The sequence below is a fragment of the Streptomyces odontotermitis genome (assembly GCF_050510915.1).
In the GTDB taxonomy this organism is placed as follows: Bacteria; Actinomycetota; Actinomycetes; order Streptomycetales; family Streptomycetaceae; genus Streptomyces.
Map to the genome: position 1 here is coordinate 433,187 of NZ_JBNJLS010000001.1, position 15,794 is coordinate 448,980.

The window sequence follows — 15,794 nt, forward strand, 5'->3', positions numbered from 1 at the left end:
CCAAATGAGACGGGCTCAACAGATCGTCGCGCGCCCCGCGGCCCGGGTGGCGGCGTCCGGGGCGGCCAGGGCGAGGGCCCGGTGCGTACGGCGGAGCATGGCCCGGGCCATGACGGGGTGGACCCGGCGGACCACTCCCCAGTAGAGCCGCGCCCGCAGGCTCTCGGCGGCCACGGCGGTGCTGAGGGTGACGTATCCCTCGTGCCCCTCGCGCCCCTTGTGCCCCTCGTATCCCTCGCTCCCCTGGCCTCCCGCCTCGCCGGGTTCGATCAGGATCGAGGCGCGCGCCGTCAGGCCCGCCGTGTTCACGTCCAGGAGCAGCTCCCCGCCCTCGCGGGCGAGCACGGGAAAGGCGTCCCGCAGGATGCCCGACCAGGCCGCGGGGTCGCGCGGCTGGCCCGGCCACAGCGCCATGCGGTACGCGTCCCGGTAGCCGGGCCGGTCGACGGCGGCGGCGAGCAGGCGGGCGGCCCGTGGCGGCTCGACCGTCTCGGCGCGGGGCCAGAGCAGCCGGTTCAGCAGGCGCACCCAGGGGGACCAGCGGACCGCGCGCGCCGGGCCGTGCGCCGCCGCGCGCTCCATGTTGTCGAAGACTTCCTCGATCATCGCGTCGTGGATCGGCCGGATGCCCGTGGGCCACAGCAGCCGGTCAGCGCCGCGCCACCGGACCTCCAGCACATGCCGTACACGGCAGCGGGCGCCGTCCAGCGGCTCGATCGTCAGCTCGTGGAAGCCCTCGCCCGGCGAGTCGAGGTCGAAGCGGACGCGGCGGCCCGGTTCGTACTCCGTCACCTCGTACCGGATCGGGCCGTGGCCGCCGCGCGCGCCCACGCCGAGCGGGCGGTCGAACCGCATCGCGGCCCAGCCCGGGCTCGGCCAGAGCGGGTCGTCCGGGCCCGAGAGCCGGTCGAGCAGGGCCCCCACCTCGGCGGCCGGGGCCGCTATCTCGCGCTCATGGATGTTGCGCACTGTCCCCATCAGACACCTCCATACGCTGCCGTATGGTCGACCATACGGTACCGTACGGTCATGGTGCAACGGCAGTCGAAGGCATCCGGCGAGCGGCCCGCGAAGGCCCAACAGGCCGCGAAGAAGCCCCGGTTGAGCGCCCGCGACTGGGCGGACGCGGCGCTCGACGCGATGCGCGCGGGCGGGCTCGCGGCGGTCGCGGTGGAGCCGCTCGCGGCCCGGCTCGGGACGACGAAGGGCAGCTTCTACTGGCACTTCTCGGGCCGTGACGCGCTGATCGAGGCGGCGCTCGCGCGCTGGGCCGAGACCGAGACGGAGGCCGTGATCGCGGATCTGGCGGCCGAGCCCGACCCCGAGCGGCGCCTGCGCCGGCTCTTCGCCATCGCCCTGGAGTCGGCCGCCGCCGAGCCCCTGGTGGTCTCGCTGCTCGCCACCGCCGACGACCCCCGCGTCGCCGCCGCCCTGCGCCGCGTGACGGAGCGGCGGATCGCGTATGTCGCCGTCCTCTTCGGGGAGCTGGGCTTCACCGAGGACGAGGCCCGGCGCCGGGCGCTGCACGCCTACAGCGTCTACCTCGGGCACACTCAGCTCGCCCACGCGGTGCCCTCGGCGCTGCCCGCGGGGGAGCCGCTCGCCGCCTACCTGGATTCCGTGCTCGACCCCCTGGTGCGGCGCGACGTCGGGTAGGGTCTCCCCCATGTCCGCACTCACGACGATCTCGACGTCGCACCAGAACTGGTGGTGGCCCGCTCTCCCGGCGGCCCACTGACTGCGCGTACCCAGACTTCGCGAAGGCCGCCCGAGGGGCGGCCTTCGTGTTTTCCGCACCGCGGCCGTTCCTCTCGCTCCGCACCCACCGAGAGAGGGACACCTCCATGGACATCACCGATCTCCTGACCGACCCCCGCCCCTTTGCCCTGCTCCGCCGCCGCACCCCCGGCCGCGACCACGACACGGTGGAGGTGCTGATCGGCCCCGTGCACGCGTACGAGCGCCTCGCCGACCTCCCCGAGGGCCTCGCCCTCATCCCCTTCCGGCAGATCAGGGAGCGCGGCTTCGGCGTGCGCGACGACGGCACCCCGCTGCTCGCCCTGACCCCCGAGGAGACCCACGAACTCCCCCTCGCCGAGGCCCTGTTGGAGCTCCCCGCCCATGACGTACGGGTCACCGGCGGGGCCTTCGACGTCAGCGACGAGGAGTACGCGCAGACCGTCGGGCGGGTACTGCGCGAGGAGATCGGCCGGGGCGAGGGCGCCAACTTCGTGATCCGGCGGACGTACGAGGGAGAGATCCCCGGCTTCGGCAGGGCGGACGCCCTCGCGCTGTTCCGACGGCTCCTGGAGGGCGAGCGGGGCGCGTACTGGACGTATGTCGTGCACACGGGAGAGCGGACCCTCGTGGGGGCCAGCCCGGAGGTGCACGTGCGCATGTCCGGCGGGACCGTCGTGATGAACCCCATCAGCGGGACCTACCGCTACCCGGCCGAGGGCCCCACCGCCGAGGGTCTGCTGGAGTTCCTCGCCGACGGCAAGGAGATCGAGGAGCTCTCCATGGTCGTCGACGAGGAGCTCAAGATGATGTGCACGGTCGGCGACCGGGGCGGGGTCGTGATCGGCCCGCGGCTCAAGGAGATGGCCCATCTCGCCCACACCGAGTACGAGTTGCGCGGCAAGTCCTCGCTCGACGTGCGGGACGTGCTGCGCGAGACGATGTTCGCGGCGACCGTCACCGGGTCGCCGGTGCAGAACGCCTGCCGGGTCATCGAGCGCCACGAGCCCCTCGGGCGGGACGGAACCGGCCGCGGCTACTACGCGGGGGCGCTCGCGCTCGTGGGGCGGGACGCGGGCGGCGCCCAGACCCTGGACTCCCCCATCCTGATCCGCACGGCCGACATCTCCCGCGAGGGGCGCCTGCGGGTACCGGTCGGGGCCACCCTGGTGCGCGGCTCGGACCCGGCGGGCGAGGTGGCCGAGACGCACGCGAAGGCGGCCGGGGTCCTCGCCGCGCTCGGCGTGCGCCCCGGCCGGGCGCGCGAGGAGGCCGCGCGGCCCGCGCTCGCGGACGACCCCCGGGTGCGGGCGGCCCTCGACGGGCGGCGGGCCGGGCTCGCGCCGTTCTGGCTGCGGATGCAGGAGCCGGGCACGGAGCTGACCGGGCACGCCCTGGTGGTCGACGGCGAGGACACGTTCACCGCGATGCTCGGGCACGTGCTGCGCTCGGCGGGCCTGACGGTCTCCGTGCGCCGCTACGACGACCCGGAGCTCCACGAGGCGGTGCGCGCCCACGAGGGGCCGCTGGTCCTCGGCCCGGGCCCCGGCAACCCCGCGGACCTGACCGACCCGAAGATGCGGCTGCTGCGCCAGCTCACCGCCGAGGTCGTCGCGAGCCACCGCCAGGGCGTGCTCGGGGTCTGCCTCGGGCATGAACTGCTCGCCGCGGAGCTGGGGTTGGAGATCGTGCGCAAGGACGTCCCGTACCAGGGCGCGCAGACCCGCATCGACTTCTTCGGGCGCCCGGAGACCGTCGGCTTCTACAACAGCTTCGTCGCCCACTGCGACGACGAGGCGGCGGCCGAGCTGGCCGCGCACGACATCGAGGTCAGCCGGGACGGGGCGACGGGAGAGGTGCACGCGCTGCGCGGGGGCGGCTTCGCGGGGGTGCAGTTCCACCCGGAGTCGGTGCTGTCGCTGCGCGGCGCCGCGGTGGTGCGGGAGCTGCTCGGTCAGCTCTCCGCGGGCGGCGCCGGGACCAGCACGTTCCCGCTGCGGCGGCCCGCCCGGTAGTCCTGGACGTTCTGCACCGTGGTCTCGATGATCTGCCCCACCGCGTCCACGGTGTAGTACGCCTGGTGCGAGGTGACCACGACGTTCGGGAAGGTGACCAGGCGGGCCAGGGTGTCGTCCTCGACCACCTCGAGGGACTTGTCGAGGAAGAAGAGCCCGGCCTCCGCCTCGTACACATCGAGGCCCACGCCCGTGAAGCGGCCCGCGCGCAGCTCCGCGACGAGGGCCTCGGTGTCGACGAGGCCGCCGCGGCTGGAGTTCACCAGGATCGCGTCGTCCTTCATGGTGCGCAGCGCGGCGGCGTCGATGATGTGCTGGGTCGCGGGGAGCAGCGGGACGTGCAGGCTGATCAGGTCGGCCTCCGCGAAGAGCTGCTCCTTCTCGACGTACTTCATGCCGAGCTCCACGCAGGCGGGGTTCTGCGCGACGTCCCAGCCCAGCAGGTCCATGCCGAAGCCGTGCGCGATCCGGGAGAACGCCTCGCCGATCTTGCCGGTGCCGAGCACCCCGACGGTGCGGCCGCGCATGTCCCGGCCCATCAGCCCGTCGAGGCGGAAGTCGAAGTCGCGGGTGCGGTTGGAGGCGCGCACGATGCGGCGGTTCACGGCCATCGCGAGGGTCCAGGCGAACTCGGCGACCGAGTACGGCGAGTAGTACGAGACGCGGGCGACGGTGAGGCCGAGGCGCTCGGCGACCTGGAGGTCGATGTTGTTGAAGCCGGTGGAGCGCTGGGCGATCATCTGCGTGCCGCCGGCCGCGAGGGTCTGCAGGACGCGGTTGTTGAGGGTCGCGTTGACGCTGGTGGAGATGATCTCGTAGCCCGCCGCGATGGGGGCGGTGTCCTCGTTGAGGAAGACATCGAGGCAGCGGACGTCGCACTCGCCCGCGAACGCCTTCTCGATCAGCGGCTTCTCGTCGGACTGCACGCCGAAGGCGAGGATCTCCACGGCTTCTCCCGTATCGCGAGCGTCTTGCCATTGATTGACCGGATACGGGCGAATATACGGTGAGTGGGGCGGGGCCGCCGGGTGAGGCGCCCCGCCCCGCTCCCGAGCGGTCAGCCGAAGAAGACCCCGACCTCCTGGTACAGCGCCGGGTCGACCGTCTTCAGCTTGGCCGTGGCCTCCGCGATCGGCACCCGCACGACGTCCGTGCCCCGCAGCGCGACCATCTTGCCGAAGTCGCCGTCCCGCACCGCGTCGATCGCGTGCAGCCCGAAGCGGGTGGCCAGCCAGCGGTCGAAGGCGCTGGGGGTGCCGCCGCGCTGGACGTGTCCGAGGACCGTGGTCCTGGCCTCCTTGCCGGTGCGCCCCTCGATCTCCTTGGCCAGCCACTCCCCGACGCCGGAGAGCCGGACGTGCCCGAAGGAGTCCTGCGAGCCGTCCTTGAGGACCATCTCGCCGTCCTTGGGCATGGCGCCCTCGGCGACGACGACGATCGGGGCGTACGACGCCTTGAAGCGCGAGGTCACCCAGGCGCAGACCTGGTCGAGGTCGAAGCGCTGCTCGGGGATGAGGATGACGTTGGCGCCGCCCGCGAGGCCCGAGTGCAGCGCGATCCAGCCCGCGTGCCGGCCCATGACCTCGACGACCAGGACCCGCATGTGGGACTCGGCGGTGGTGTGGAGGCGGTCGATGGCCTCCGTGGCGATGCCGACGGCGGTGTCGAAGCCGAAGGTGTAGTCGGTGGCGGAGAGGTCGTTGTCGATGGTCTTGGGGACGCCCACGACCGGCACGCCGTACTCGTCGGTGAGGCGGGCGGCGACGCCGAGGGTGTCCTCGCCGCCGATCGCGATGAGGGAGTCCACCTCGTACTTCTTGAGGTTCTCCTTGATGCGCCGCACCCCGTTCTCCGCCTTGAACGGGTTGGTGCGCGAGGAGCCGAGAATGGTGCCGCCGCGGGGCAGGATGCCGCGCACCGCGGGGATGTCGAGCTGGACGGTGTCGCCCTCCAGAGGACCGCGCCAGCCGTCCCGGAAGCCGACGAAGTCATACGCGTACTCCTGCACGCCCTTGCGGACGATGCCCCGGATGACGGCGTTGAGTCCGGGGCAGTCGCCGCCTCCGGTCAGTACTCCGACCCGCATGGAAGATGTCCCTTCGCCTCAGTGACCTGATGCGAGTCACGCTAATGGTGATCCAGGTCACTCCGGCATGGGACGAAGGGTCAATTCCGGTGCATTGTCGGGGAGTTGATCACTCACGTTCACCCGTACGAGGGCTACTCGTCGTCAAGGCCGCGCTCGATGGCGTACCGCACCAGCTCCACCCTGTTGTGCAGCTGGAGCTTGCCCAGGGTGTTCTGGACGTGGTTCTGCACGGTGCGGTGCGAGATGACCAGGCGCTCGGCTATCTGCTTGTAGCTCAGGCCCTTGGCGACGAGGCGGAGCACCTCGGTCTCGCGCTCGGTGAGCTGCGGCGCCTTCGGCTCGTCCGGCGTGGCGGGGGCGGGCTCGGAGGCCAGGCGGCGGTACTCGCCGAGGACCAGGCCCGCGAGGCCCGGGGTGAAGACCGCGTCGCCGACCGCCGTGCGGCGCACCGCGTCGATCAGCTCCTCCGTGGACGCCGACTTCAGGAGGTAGCCGGTGGCGCCGGACTTGACCGCCTCCAGGACGTCGGCGTGCTCCCCGCTGGCCGACAGGACGAGGACGCGCAGGGCGGGGTTGGCGCCGACGAGCTCCTTGCAGACCTGGACGCCGGGCTTCAGCGGGAGGTTCAGGTCCAGGACGAGGACGTCCGGGGCGGCGGCCTGGGCGCGGCGGACCGCCTGCTCTCCGTCGCCCGCCGTGGCCACCACGTCCAGGCCCGCCTCGGTGAGGTCGCGGGCGACCGCGTCGCGCCACATCGGGTGGTCGTCGACGACCATGACCTTGATGGGCCCGGTGGCTTCCTCGGCCGCCGTGCCCGGCTGCTGCTCGCTCATCTCGCCTTTCCTGCCTTCCCCCGTGTGCCGTGCGTCGCGCGCGGCACTCTCAGTTCCACTTCGGTCCCCTGGCCCGGCACCGAGATCAGCTCGGCCGAGCCCCCGATGTCCCGCAGCCGCCCCCGGATCGAGAGCGCCACCCCCATGCGGCCCTCGCCCTCGGCCTGGGCGAGGCGGCCCTCGGGGATGCCCGGTCCGTCGTCCCGCACCGTCACGATGACCGCGTCCGGCTCGTCCTCGACCAGGATCCACGCGTGCGCCTTGGCCCCGGCGTGCTTGCGCACATTGTCCAGGGCGGCACCGACAGCGGCCGCCAGCTCCTTGCCGGCAGCGGGCGCGAGGAGCACCGGCGCACCGGGCTCGGACAGCGTCACCTTCGACCCGGCGTGCGGGCCCAGCAGGGGGCGCAGATCGCACGGCGTCGCGTCGTCCGGCTCCTCGACGGCGCGCACCACGGCCCCCTCCGCGGCGCCCTCCGAGGCCCGGGACGCGGGCACCAGGCCCCCGGCGACGAGTGTGCGCAGGGCGACCTCCTGCTCGCCCGCGAGGCGGCCGAGCTCGGCCGCCTCGCCGCCGATGGCGCTGCCGCGCCGCTGCACCATCGCGAGGACCTGCAGGACGCTGTCGTGGATGTCCCGGGCCAGTCGCTCCCGCTCCCGGGTGGCGGCCTCGATCTCCAGGGCGCGGGCGAGGGTGCGCTCGGAGGCGCGGGCCACCTCGACGACGTAGCCGATGGCGATGGAGGCGATGCAGACCAGCAGGACGTTGTGCACGGTGGACTGGGTGAGCTCGCCGCGCTGCACGATGTTGGCGGCGCCGACGAGTGCGGACGCGCAGGCCGCCCACCGCCAGCCGCCCTTGATCGCGTACGCGAGGACGGCGCCCGCGGTCCATATGGAGGGCAGCGTCGGGCCTTCGCCGACGATCTGCTGGCGCGCGTCGGCGAGGGGGGTGAGCAGGATGCCGGTCAGCGCGACGGCCAGGTCCAGGACGAGGAACCGCTTGGTGCAGCTCGCCGCGTTCGCGACCTTGGGCAGCGTGGCGAGGGTCCAGCCCGCGAGCACCACGAAGTAGCCGATGGCGACCCAGGGGCGGGCGAACTTCTCGTACGCGGAGACGAAGAGCCCGATCGCGTACAGCATCGTCAGAACGCGGTAGCCGGTGAGCGCGCGCCACAGCGGCTGCTCGACCGACATCCTCATGACTCTCTCGCGCTTGGCCATGTCCCCCACGCCCCCGCCTGCTCCCGACCGCCTGCTCGGCGCCGCCCTTGCCGGGCGACGTCCTTACTTGGCGGCGTCTTTCTCCCCGGCCTGCTTCTCTGCCACCGCTTTCTCCGCCGCCTTCTCCGCCGCCTTCTCGGCCTCTTTCTCTGCCGCCTTCTCGGCTTCCTTGGCGGCCTTCTCCGCCTTGGCCGCGTCCGCGATCTGCCGCTTGGCGGCGGTCGCGTACATGTCGACGTACTCCTGGCCGGAGAGCTTCATGATTTCGTACATGACCTCGTCGGTCACCGCCCGCAGCACGAACCGGTCGTGCTCCATACCTTGGTAGCGGGTGAAGTCGAGCGGCTTGCCGATGCGGATGCCGGGCCGCATCAGCTTCGGCATGACCTTGCCGGGCGGCTGGATCTTCTCGGTGTCGATCATCGCGACGGGGAGCACCGGCGCGCCCGTCGCGAGCGCCACGCGCGCGAGGCCGCCGGGCTTGCCCCGGTAGAGCCGCCCGTCGGGCGAGCGCGTCCCCTCCGGGTAGATGCCGAAGAGCTCGCCGCGCTCCAGGACCTCGATGCCGCTCTTGATCGCCGCCTCCCCCGCGCCGCGCGAGCCGGAGCGGTCCACGGGGAGCTGGCCGACGCCCTTGAAGAAGGCCGCCGTCAGCTTGCCCTTCACGCCGGGCGTGGTGAAGTACTCGGCCTTCGCGATGAAGGTGACCTTGCGGTCGAGCACCGCGGGCAGGAAGAACGAGTCGGAGAAGGACAGGTGGTTGCTGGCCAGGATGGCGGGACCCTCGGCGGGAATGTTCTCGAGGCCCTCCACCCAGGGCCTGAAGCCGAGCTTCAGAGGCCCTCCGATGGCCACCTTCATTGCGCCGTAGATCAACCGACTTCCTCCTGTGTCTGTGGATCAGACCTTAACCCGTACGGGCACGTCCCTCCCTGCGGGAGCTCGCCGACGGCCCTGGTCGGTGTCGGTCCGGTCGCGTACGGTGAAGTACCCCTCCCCGCTTCATCTCACGAAGGAGACCGAAGGTGCCGGTCCTCGCCGGAGCCGAGCCGTACCGCCACGAGGGCGGAGAGGTCGGCGTCCTCCTCTGTCACGGCTTCACCGGTTCCCCGCACTCGCTCCGCCCCTGGGCCGAGTACCTGGCCGAGCGCGGCCTCACGGTCTCCCTGCCCCTGCTGCCGGGCCACGGCACGCGCTGGGAGGACATGAACATCACCGGCTGGCAGGACTGGTACGCGGAGGTGGACCGCGCCCTCGCCGAGCTCCGGGAGCGGTGTTCGCAGGTCTTCGTCTTCGGTCTCTCCATGGGCGGCGCGCTCTCCCTGCGCCTCGCGGCGAAGCACGGGGAGGCGATCAGCGGCCTCGTCCTGGTCAACCCCCTGAACAAGCTGCACGGCCTGGCCGCCGCCACGCTCCCGCTGGCCCGCCACCTGATCCGCTCGACGAAGGGCATCGGGAGCGACATCGCCAAGGAGGACAGCAAGGAGATCAGCTACGACCGCGTCCCGCTGCACGCGGCCGACTCGATGCGCCGGCTGTGCGGCGTGGTAGACGCCGAACTGCCCCAGGTCACCCAGCCGTTGCTGCTCCTGCACAGCCCGCAGGACCACGTGGTCAAGCCCGCCGACGCGGCCCGCATCCTCAGCCGGGTCTCCTCCACGGACGTCACGGAGATCCTCCTGGAACAGAGCTACCACGTCGCGACGTTGGACCACGACGCGGACCGGATCCACGAGGAGAGCCACGCCTTCCTCACCCGGCTCGCCCCGAGTCTCGACGAGGGCACGACCAAAGAGGGGACGGCCACAGGTGGCTGAGCAGCACGGCGCGGACCGCGACGAGAGCCGCGAGCCGGACGACGGCGGAGCGCCCGTGGAGAAGTACCCCGGGGAGGGCACGCCCCTGGACGAGGAGGCGGCCTGGCAGGCCATCGTCGCCGGGTACGGCGAGGAGCCCGCGGACCCGCCCGGCGCCAAGCCCTTCAAGTCCGTCGAGGACCTGGCGCTCCTGGAGCCGGAGACGAACGACGGGGACAAGGACGAGGCAGAGACCAAGGGACCGAAGAACGGCAAGGACTCCAAGGACTCCAAGGACTCCAAGGACTCCCCCGGCCAGGGCGGCCCCCTGGGCAGCTCCGTCTCCTTCGCCCCCGGCGTCGGCGGCCCCCGCGACTACACCGCCCCCGAGCCCACCGAGGACGACTTCGACGCGGACGACGAGGGCCACTTCGTCCCCCCGGACCCGCCCCTGCCCGAGGCCGACGTCACCGCCAAGTTCGCCTGGCTCGCGGTCATCGGCGGCCCCGTCCTGATCCTCCTGGCCGTGCTCCTCGGCTGGGACATGACGTGGTGGCTGACCACCCTCGGCATCGGCGGCTTCCTCGGCGGCTTCGCCACGCTGGTGATCCGGATGAAGGGGGACGACGAGGAGGACGACGACCCGGGGCGCGGGGCGGTCGTCTGACCCTCGCCCGCACTGGTCCTCGCCCTCCGTCGGCCCTCTCCCTGTGCTAGCTCCGCACGTCCCGCCGGTGCTCCGGCCCGGCGGGAACCCGCAGCGCGGCAAGCACCGGCAAATGATCCGTAGCCGCCCTCAGATCCCCGTCGCTCACCCCGGAGAGCTCCAACGGCACGCCGCAGCCCAGGACTTCGACCCCCGAGGTCGCGAAGAGGGCGTCGATGCGCTGGTGCGGGTCGGCGGGGGTGGAGGTGTACTCGCCGCCCCACGGCTTGGTGGCCCAGCAGTCCTGGAGGCTGCCCGCGAGCCTGCGGAACGTGCGGCCGTCGGGGCGGTCGTTGAGGTCGCCGCCCGCCACCGCGTGGTCCACGCCCATCCCGGCGAGCCGGTCGAGGAGCATGCCGCCCTGGTCGTACCGCTCGTCGGTCTGCAGGCTCAAGTGGCAGCTGAGGACGCCGAGACGGGCACTCCCGAACCGTACGACCGCGGTGGCGAAGCCGCGCCGGTGCAGTCCGGGCGTGAGGGGCAGGAGCACGTCCTCGGTGCGCTCCACGGTGGCCCGCAGCGAGCACAGCAGCGCGGGCCCCGACGCCGTGCCGCCGCCGGAGAGGATCACCTGGCCGGAGGCGGCCGCGAGCCGGGCCAGCTTCTTGCGCCAGCGGAAGAAGCGCGGCGCCTCCTGGATCAGGACCAGGTCGGGGGCGCAGGCGGCGATGACGCGGGCGAGGGCGGCCTCGTCGTCGCGCATCGAGCGGATGTTGTAGCTGAGCACCCGGACGACGGCTGAACCATCCGGTTCGGTGCGGGAGTTGGGCAGTTGCTCCACAGACGTCTCCACAGACATGGCGATCAAGATACGACAGGGCCCGCCGTTCCCTCACGGGGCACGGCGGGCCCTGTCGAACGGGCGGGGTCGGGGCTCACATCACCGGGTCGGGCTCCCGCGCCAGGTCGGCGGCGCCGACGAGGCCCGCCTTGTTGCCCAGCTGGGCGGCGATGACCTCGGCCTGGGGCCGCCAGTTGCCGCCGACGAGCCAGCGCTTGAAGGACTTGCGGATCGGGTCGAGGACCAGCTCGCCCTCGTCCGAGAGGCCGCCGCCGACGATGAACGCGGACGGGTCGAAGAGGGAGGCCAGGTCGGCGAGGCCCGCACCGGCCCAGCGGGCCAGTTCGCGGTAGGAGTCGACCGCCACGGCGTCGCCCTGCCGGGCGGCCATGGAGATGTGCTTGCCCTCGATGCCCTCGGGGGTGCCGTCGCCCAGCGAGAGCAGGTACTCGGCGTGCTCGGGGGTGGCGTTGGCGCGCTGGCGGGCGTAGCGCACGAGGGCGCTGCCGGAGGCGTACTGCTCCCAGCAGCCCTGGCTGCCGCAGCCGCACAGCAGGCCGTCCGGCACCATCCGGATGTGGCCGAACTCGGCGGCCACGCCGAAGTGACCGCGGCGCAGCTTGTTGCCGATGATGATGCCGCCGCCGAGGCCGGTGCCGAGGGTGATGCAGATGACGTTGCGGTGGCCCTTGCCGCCGCCGAACTTGTACTCGCCCCACGCGGCCGCGTTCGCGTCGTTCTCGACGACGACCGGGAGGCTGACGCGCTTCTCGACCTCTTCCTTCAGCGGCTCCTGGCGCCAGTCGACGTTGGGCGCGAAGTAGACCGTGGAGCGCTGCCGGTTGACGTAGCCGGCGGCACCGATGCCGACGCCGACGATCTCGTGTCCGGCGCGTGCGCCTTCCACCGCCGAGGCGATGGCGTCCGTGATGGCCTCGGACGTGCCAGGGGTCGGCACCTTGAAGGTCGAGAGGATGTTGCCGTCCTCGTCGACCACTCCGGCCGCGATCTTCGTGCCGCCGATGTCGACGCCGATGGTGAGTCCCATGAATCCCTCAGTTCGATCGAGCCCCGCTATGGCCCACCGTACCCGAGGGGTCGTCAGTCCAGGTCGATGTGTTCGCCTGCTCCGGGCCCTTCGTCACGCCGGTCGGCGGGGCCGCCGGGGGCCCGCCGGCCGTCGGGGCCGTGGGCGTCGCGGGGGGTGGCGGGGGCATCGGACGGACGGGTCCAGCGGCCCTCCTGCTTCTCCACCGCCGAGCGGTAGGCGGCGAGCAGCTCGGACCCGGCCGCCGCGAGGTGGTCGAAGACGTCGGGGTTGCGCTCGATGACGGGCTCGACGGCGGCCTTCGCCTGCTTGACCACCTGCTTGACGGTCTGCTCGACGGCGCCCTGCGCGACCGCGCCGAACAGCGGGGCCTGCAGCCCGGAGACCTTGTCGGCGACCGCGTCGACGAGCTTGCGCAGCTCCTCGGCGGCGGAGCCGGGCGGCGGACCGTGCTGGGCACGGCGGCGGGCCCGCTCCGCGGCGAGGTCCTCCGCGCACGCCTTCTCCCAGGCGTCGGCGTCGGTGGCCCGGGGCGCCTCGGGCGCCTCGCGGTCGCGGCCGGTGGCGTCGCTGGCATCGCTCATGACGGACTGACTCCTGCGGAAGGCCAACTGGTTCGTACGCTCGCTGGTTCGTACGCTCGCTCGCGTACTCACGACGTTACCCGAACGGCGGTACGGCGTTCACGGGGTGCGCGGCGTTCAGCGACGTTCGGCGGCGTCCAGCGACGTTCAAGGAGTACGCGGCCACAGGGCGGGGTCCGGCACGAACCGCACCCGAAGCTCCCCCTCGCGCAGCCCGGCCCCGGCGACGGTGCAGCGGCGCAGCGCGGACGGCAGCGGAACGATCCGGCGCAGCGGGCCGACGGTGACGACGAGTTCGTCGCCGCGCCGGATCAGGCCGAGCTCCTCGCGGACGGCACCCGGCAGCGGTATGTGCCACACGTACGGGGCCTCGCTCCCCGGCTCGCCCTGGACGACGGGCCACTCGGTCGCGGCCGGGGCGGGTCCGGGCGCCGCCACCCCGAGGGCGGTCAGGTCGTCGGTGCCGCGCGGGTCCCGGCCCAGGTGGCGGACCCGCTCCGCCCGCCCGTACTCCTGCTCCCACTCCCCGAGGGCCTTCTGCTGCTGCGCGCCGAGCCCGGCGAGCCAGGGGTCGGACGGGGCGTCGGGGAGCAGCCGGTTGGCGGTGAGCGGGTCGGTGCGCAGGGCGTGCAGGGCGAGTCCGGCGCGGGCGATGCGGACGGCGTCGCTGCCGGCGGGCGAGGGCTCGGCGACCAGGCGCACCGTCGTGTCCGGGCTCTCGATCACGCCCTGGACGGCGGCCAGTTCACCGCCCCAGCGCTCCGCGGTCTCGTACAGCCAGGCGGCGGGCATCGGGACCCCGGCGAGGCGGCCGAGCATGGGGCGCAGGGCGCGGGCGGCCTGGCGCTCGGGCGGCAGGAGGCGGCGCAGATAGCGGCGCAGCTGCTCGGGCAGGGCGAGCACGGCGAGGGCGCGCGGGGTCGGCGGCAGGTCGACGACGACGGTGTCGTACGTCCCGTGGGCGCCCTCCGCGGCGTCGCGCAGGGCGCGCAGCAGGGCCAGTTCCTCGCTGCCCGGCAGCGGCGTGAGCTCGTCGTCGGCGAGCCGGTCGGCGCCGAGCAGGTCGAGGGCGGAGCCGGCCCGCCGCTGCAGGGCGAGCAGGTCGTCGCGGAACGTCTCGTCGGGCGCCGTGCGCACCGCTGCGAGCCCCTGCTGCACCTCGGTCACCGCCGCGCCGACGGGCACGCCGAGCACGGCGCCGAGGGTGTCGGTGCGGTCGGCGGACAGGACCAGGGTCCGGGATCCGCCGCGCGCGGCGGCGAGGGCGGCGGCCGCGGCGACCGTGGTCCGCCCGGAGCCGCCGGGGCCGGTGACGAGAAGGGTGCGCATGGTGCTGAACGGTACGTGAGAGCCGGGCTCCCGCGCGGGGCGGTGCGCCTCAGCCCTTGGGGTTCTCCACCCGCTTCTTCAGGCCCGCGAGCGCCCGGTCGATGATGACCTTCTCCGCCTTGCGCTTGATCATCCCGAGCATCGGGATCTTCACGTCGACGGTCAGCGAGTACGTGACCTCGGTGCCCGAGCCCACCGGCTTCAGGAGGTACGACCCGTCGAGGGAGCGCAGCATCTGGGACTTGACGAGGGTCCAGCTGACCTCGTTGTCCCCGGTCCAGGTGTAGCCGAGGGTCTGGTCGTCCTTGATCGCGCCCGCGTCCATGACGAGGCGGACCTGCTGTGCGCGGCCCCGGTCGTCGGTGTCCAGGACCTCCGCCTGCTTCACCTCGCCCGTCCAGTCCGGATAGCGCGCGAAGTCGGAGATCACTTCCATGACCTCGGCCGGTGCCGCCTCGATCGTGATGCTCGAGCTGGTGTGTTCCGCCATCGCCGTGGCTCCTCCAGATGCGGTCCGGTACGCGGTGCTGTGTGTGCAGCGTGAAGGCTACCGCGCATGGGTGCGCGGGCCGTCACCACTCCAGGGCCCAGGGCCTGCCCGAGCCCGCGAAATGACCGACGTTCACACACTCCGTCGCCCCGATCCGCATGCGCCGCACAAGGGGCTGGTGGACGTGGCCGAAAAGCGCGTACCGGGGGCGGGTCCTGCGGAGGGCGTCGAGCAGCGCCCGGCTGCCCCGCTCGAAGCGGCGCGCGACGGTGTCGTAGAGGAGCTCGGGGACGTCCGGCGGTATGTGGGTGCACAGCACGTCGACCTCGCCGATGGCCTCGATCTTGGCGGCGTACTCCTCGTCGCTGATCTCGTAGGGCGTGCGCATGGGGGTGCGCAGTCCGCCGCCGACGAAGCCGAAGACCCGGCCGCCGATCTCGGTCCGCTCCCCGTCGAGGACGGTGGTGCCCGGGGCCGCGTACTCCTTCCACAGGTGCGGGACGTCGACGTTGCCGTACGTCGCGTACGTCGGGGCCGGGAAGGCCGCGAACATCTCGGCGTACTGGCCGCGCACCGCCCGCTCGATGGCCGGGGCGCGGTCGATGCCCGCCCAGAGCCGGGCGCCGAACTCCCGTGCCTCGTCGAAGCGGCGGGCGGTGCGCAGCTCGACGAGGCGGTCGGCGTTCTCCTTGCCGAAGAGGTCCGGGAAGATGCCGCGCGTGTGGTCCGCGTAGTCGAGGAAGAGGACGAGGTCTCCCAGGCAGACCAGGGCGTCGGCGCCGTCGCCCGCGCGGGCGAGGTCCTTGGCGTTGCCGTGCACGTCGCTGACCACATGAACCCGGAAACCTGGCATGCCGATCACCCTAAGTCGGCGCGCGACACCGTGGAAGGGGCGCCCGAAAGTGCCCTTGAACCCGGTCGAGAGCGCCGGACCTGCGGTTACTTCCGAGTCGGGAAGAGCGTGGCGTACTGTGCGATTCAGACCACAACGACGTGTGACGCATTGAACATCTGGCCCTGCCCCCCTATCGAAGAGCCCGTACCGATGGGTAACGTCCGGGCAGTCCAGTAGTGCTCAAGCCCCCCTCACCTGAGCACCTGCCCGATCTTGGACCGCACCGTCGCATCGCACAACGTCGTGGCGCCGGCGCCCTATGTAGGAG

Annotated in this window: 17 protein-coding genes; 5 read left to right on the forward strand and 12 right to left on the reverse strand. The window is 72.7% G+C overall.

Annotated elements, in window-relative coordinates:
• Nucleotides 1-15: 15 nt before the first annotated feature.
• Nucleotides 16-978, reverse strand: coding sequence for an SRPBCC family protein (locus ACQB60_RS02035; protein ID WP_496924041.1), 963 nt, complete (start codon nt 976-978; stop codon nt 16-18).
• A 51-nt stretch (nt 979-1,029) separates the two neighbouring features.
• On the opposite strand from ACQB60_RS02035, the gene ACQB60_RS02040 reads away from it, so the two are divergent.
• From ACQB60_RS02040 to ACQB60_RS02050, 3 genes are all read left to right on the forward strand, one after another.
• Complete coding sequence (locus tag ACQB60_RS02040; RefSeq protein WP_496924042.1) at nt 1,030-1,656, forward strand: TetR/AcrR family transcriptional regulator; 627 nt, start codon at nt 1,030-1,032, stop codon at nt 1,654-1,656.
• Between the two features lie 10 nt (nt 1,657-1,666).
• Entirely contained in the window at nt 1,667-1,738 is a 72-nt protein-coding gene (locus tag ACQB60_RS02045; protein ID WP_496924752.1) for a trp operon leader peptide, read from the forward strand.
• Between the two features lie 106 nt (nt 1,739-1,844).
• Nucleotides 1,845-3,752, forward strand: a complete 1,908-nt coding sequence (locus ACQB60_RS02050; RefSeq protein ID WP_496924043.1) for an anthranilate synthase family protein — start codon at nt 1,845-1,847, stop codon at nt 3,750-3,752.
• On the opposite strand, the gene ACQB60_RS02055 is transcribed toward ACQB60_RS02050, so the two are convergent.
• The 5 genes from ACQB60_RS02055 to ACQB60_RS02075 form a co-directional block, all read right to left on the reverse strand.
• Nucleotides 3,692-4,699, reverse strand: coding sequence for a 2-hydroxyacid dehydrogenase (locus tag ACQB60_RS02055; protein ID WP_496924044.1), 1,008 nt, complete (start codon nt 4,697-4,699; stop codon nt 3,692-3,694). The genes ACQB60_RS02050 and ACQB60_RS02055 overlap by 61 nt on opposite strands.
• A gap of 110 nt (nt 4,700-4,809) precedes the next feature.
• Complete coding sequence (locus tag ACQB60_RS02060; protein ID WP_496924045.1) at nt 4,810-5,838, reverse strand: 6-phosphofructokinase; 1,029 nt, start codon at nt 5,836-5,838, stop codon at nt 4,810-4,812.
• A 134-nt stretch (nt 5,839-5,972) separates the two neighbouring features.
• Nucleotides 5,973-6,674, reverse strand: a complete 702-nt coding sequence (locus tag ACQB60_RS02065; RefSeq protein WP_496924046.1) for a response regulator — start codon at nt 6,672-6,674, stop codon at nt 5,973-5,975.
• Entirely contained in the window at nt 6,671-7,897 is a 1,227-nt protein-coding gene (macS, locus tag ACQB60_RS02070) for a MacS family sensor histidine kinase (RefSeq protein WP_496924047.1), read from the reverse strand. Before macS ends, ACQB60_RS02065 begins: the two co-directional genes overlap by 4 nt.
• A 63-nt stretch (nt 7,898-7,960) precedes the next feature.
• Nucleotides 7,961-8,758, reverse strand: coding sequence for a lysophospholipid acyltransferase family protein (locus tag ACQB60_RS02075; protein ID WP_496924753.1), 798 nt, complete (start codon nt 8,756-8,758; stop codon nt 7,961-7,963).
• Nucleotides 8,759-8,922: 164 nt separating this feature from the next.
• Between ACQB60_RS02075 and ACQB60_RS02080 the strand changes: the two genes are divergently transcribed.
• The gene (locus ACQB60_RS02080) at nt 8,923-9,714 is read left to right on the forward strand and encodes an alpha/beta hydrolase (RefSeq protein WP_496924048.1); all 792 of its coding nucleotides are present in this window, start codon (nt 8,923-8,925) and stop codon (nt 9,712-9,714) included.
• Entirely contained in the window at nt 9,707-10,360 is a 654-nt protein-coding gene (locus ACQB60_RS02085) for a hypothetical protein (RefSeq protein ID WP_496924049.1), read from the forward strand. Before ACQB60_RS02080 ends, ACQB60_RS02085 begins: the two co-directional genes overlap by 8 nt.
• 46 nt (nt 10,361-10,406) lie before the next feature.
• Here ACQB60_RS02085 and ACQB60_RS02090 read toward each other — a convergent pair whose 3' ends face one another.
• From ACQB60_RS02090 to ACQB60_RS02115, 6 genes are all read right to left on the reverse strand, one after another.
• Complete coding sequence (locus ACQB60_RS02090) at nt 10,407-11,198, reverse strand: endonuclease/exonuclease/phosphatase family protein (RefSeq protein ID WP_496924050.1); 792 nt, start codon at nt 11,196-11,198, stop codon at nt 10,407-10,409.
• A 76-nt stretch (nt 11,199-11,274) separates the two neighbouring features.
• Nucleotides 11,275-12,228, reverse strand: a complete 954-nt coding sequence (locus ACQB60_RS02095; RefSeq protein WP_384841924.1) for an ROK family glucokinase — start codon at nt 12,226-12,228, stop codon at nt 11,275-11,277.
• Nucleotides 12,229-12,281: 53 nt separating this feature from the next.
• Nucleotides 12,282-12,812 carry a DUF5304 domain-containing protein gene (locus ACQB60_RS02100; protein ID WP_496924051.1) on the reverse strand — a complete coding sequence of 177 codons (531 nt, stop codon included), beginning with the start codon at nt 12,810-12,812 and terminating at the stop codon, nt 12,282-12,284.
• 147 nt (nt 12,813-12,959) lie between these two features.
• A complete protein-coding gene (locus tag ACQB60_RS02105) occupies nt 12,960-14,141 on the reverse strand; it encodes an ArsA family ATPase (RefSeq protein ID WP_496924052.1) in 1,182 nt (393 codons plus the stop codon).
• Nucleotides 14,142-14,190: 49 nt separating this feature from the next.
• Nucleotides 14,191-14,631: an SRPBCC family protein gene (locus tag ACQB60_RS02110; protein ID WP_496924053.1), complete on the reverse strand. Its 441-nt coding sequence runs from the start codon at nt 14,629-14,631 to the stop codon at nt 14,191-14,193.
• Nucleotides 14,632-14,713: 82 nt separating this feature from the next.
• Nucleotides 14,714-15,484, reverse strand: a complete 771-nt coding sequence (locus ACQB60_RS02115; RefSeq protein WP_496924054.1) for a metallophosphoesterase family protein — start codon at nt 15,482-15,484, stop codon at nt 14,714-14,716.
• Nucleotides 15,485-15,794 lie beyond the last annotated feature (310 nt).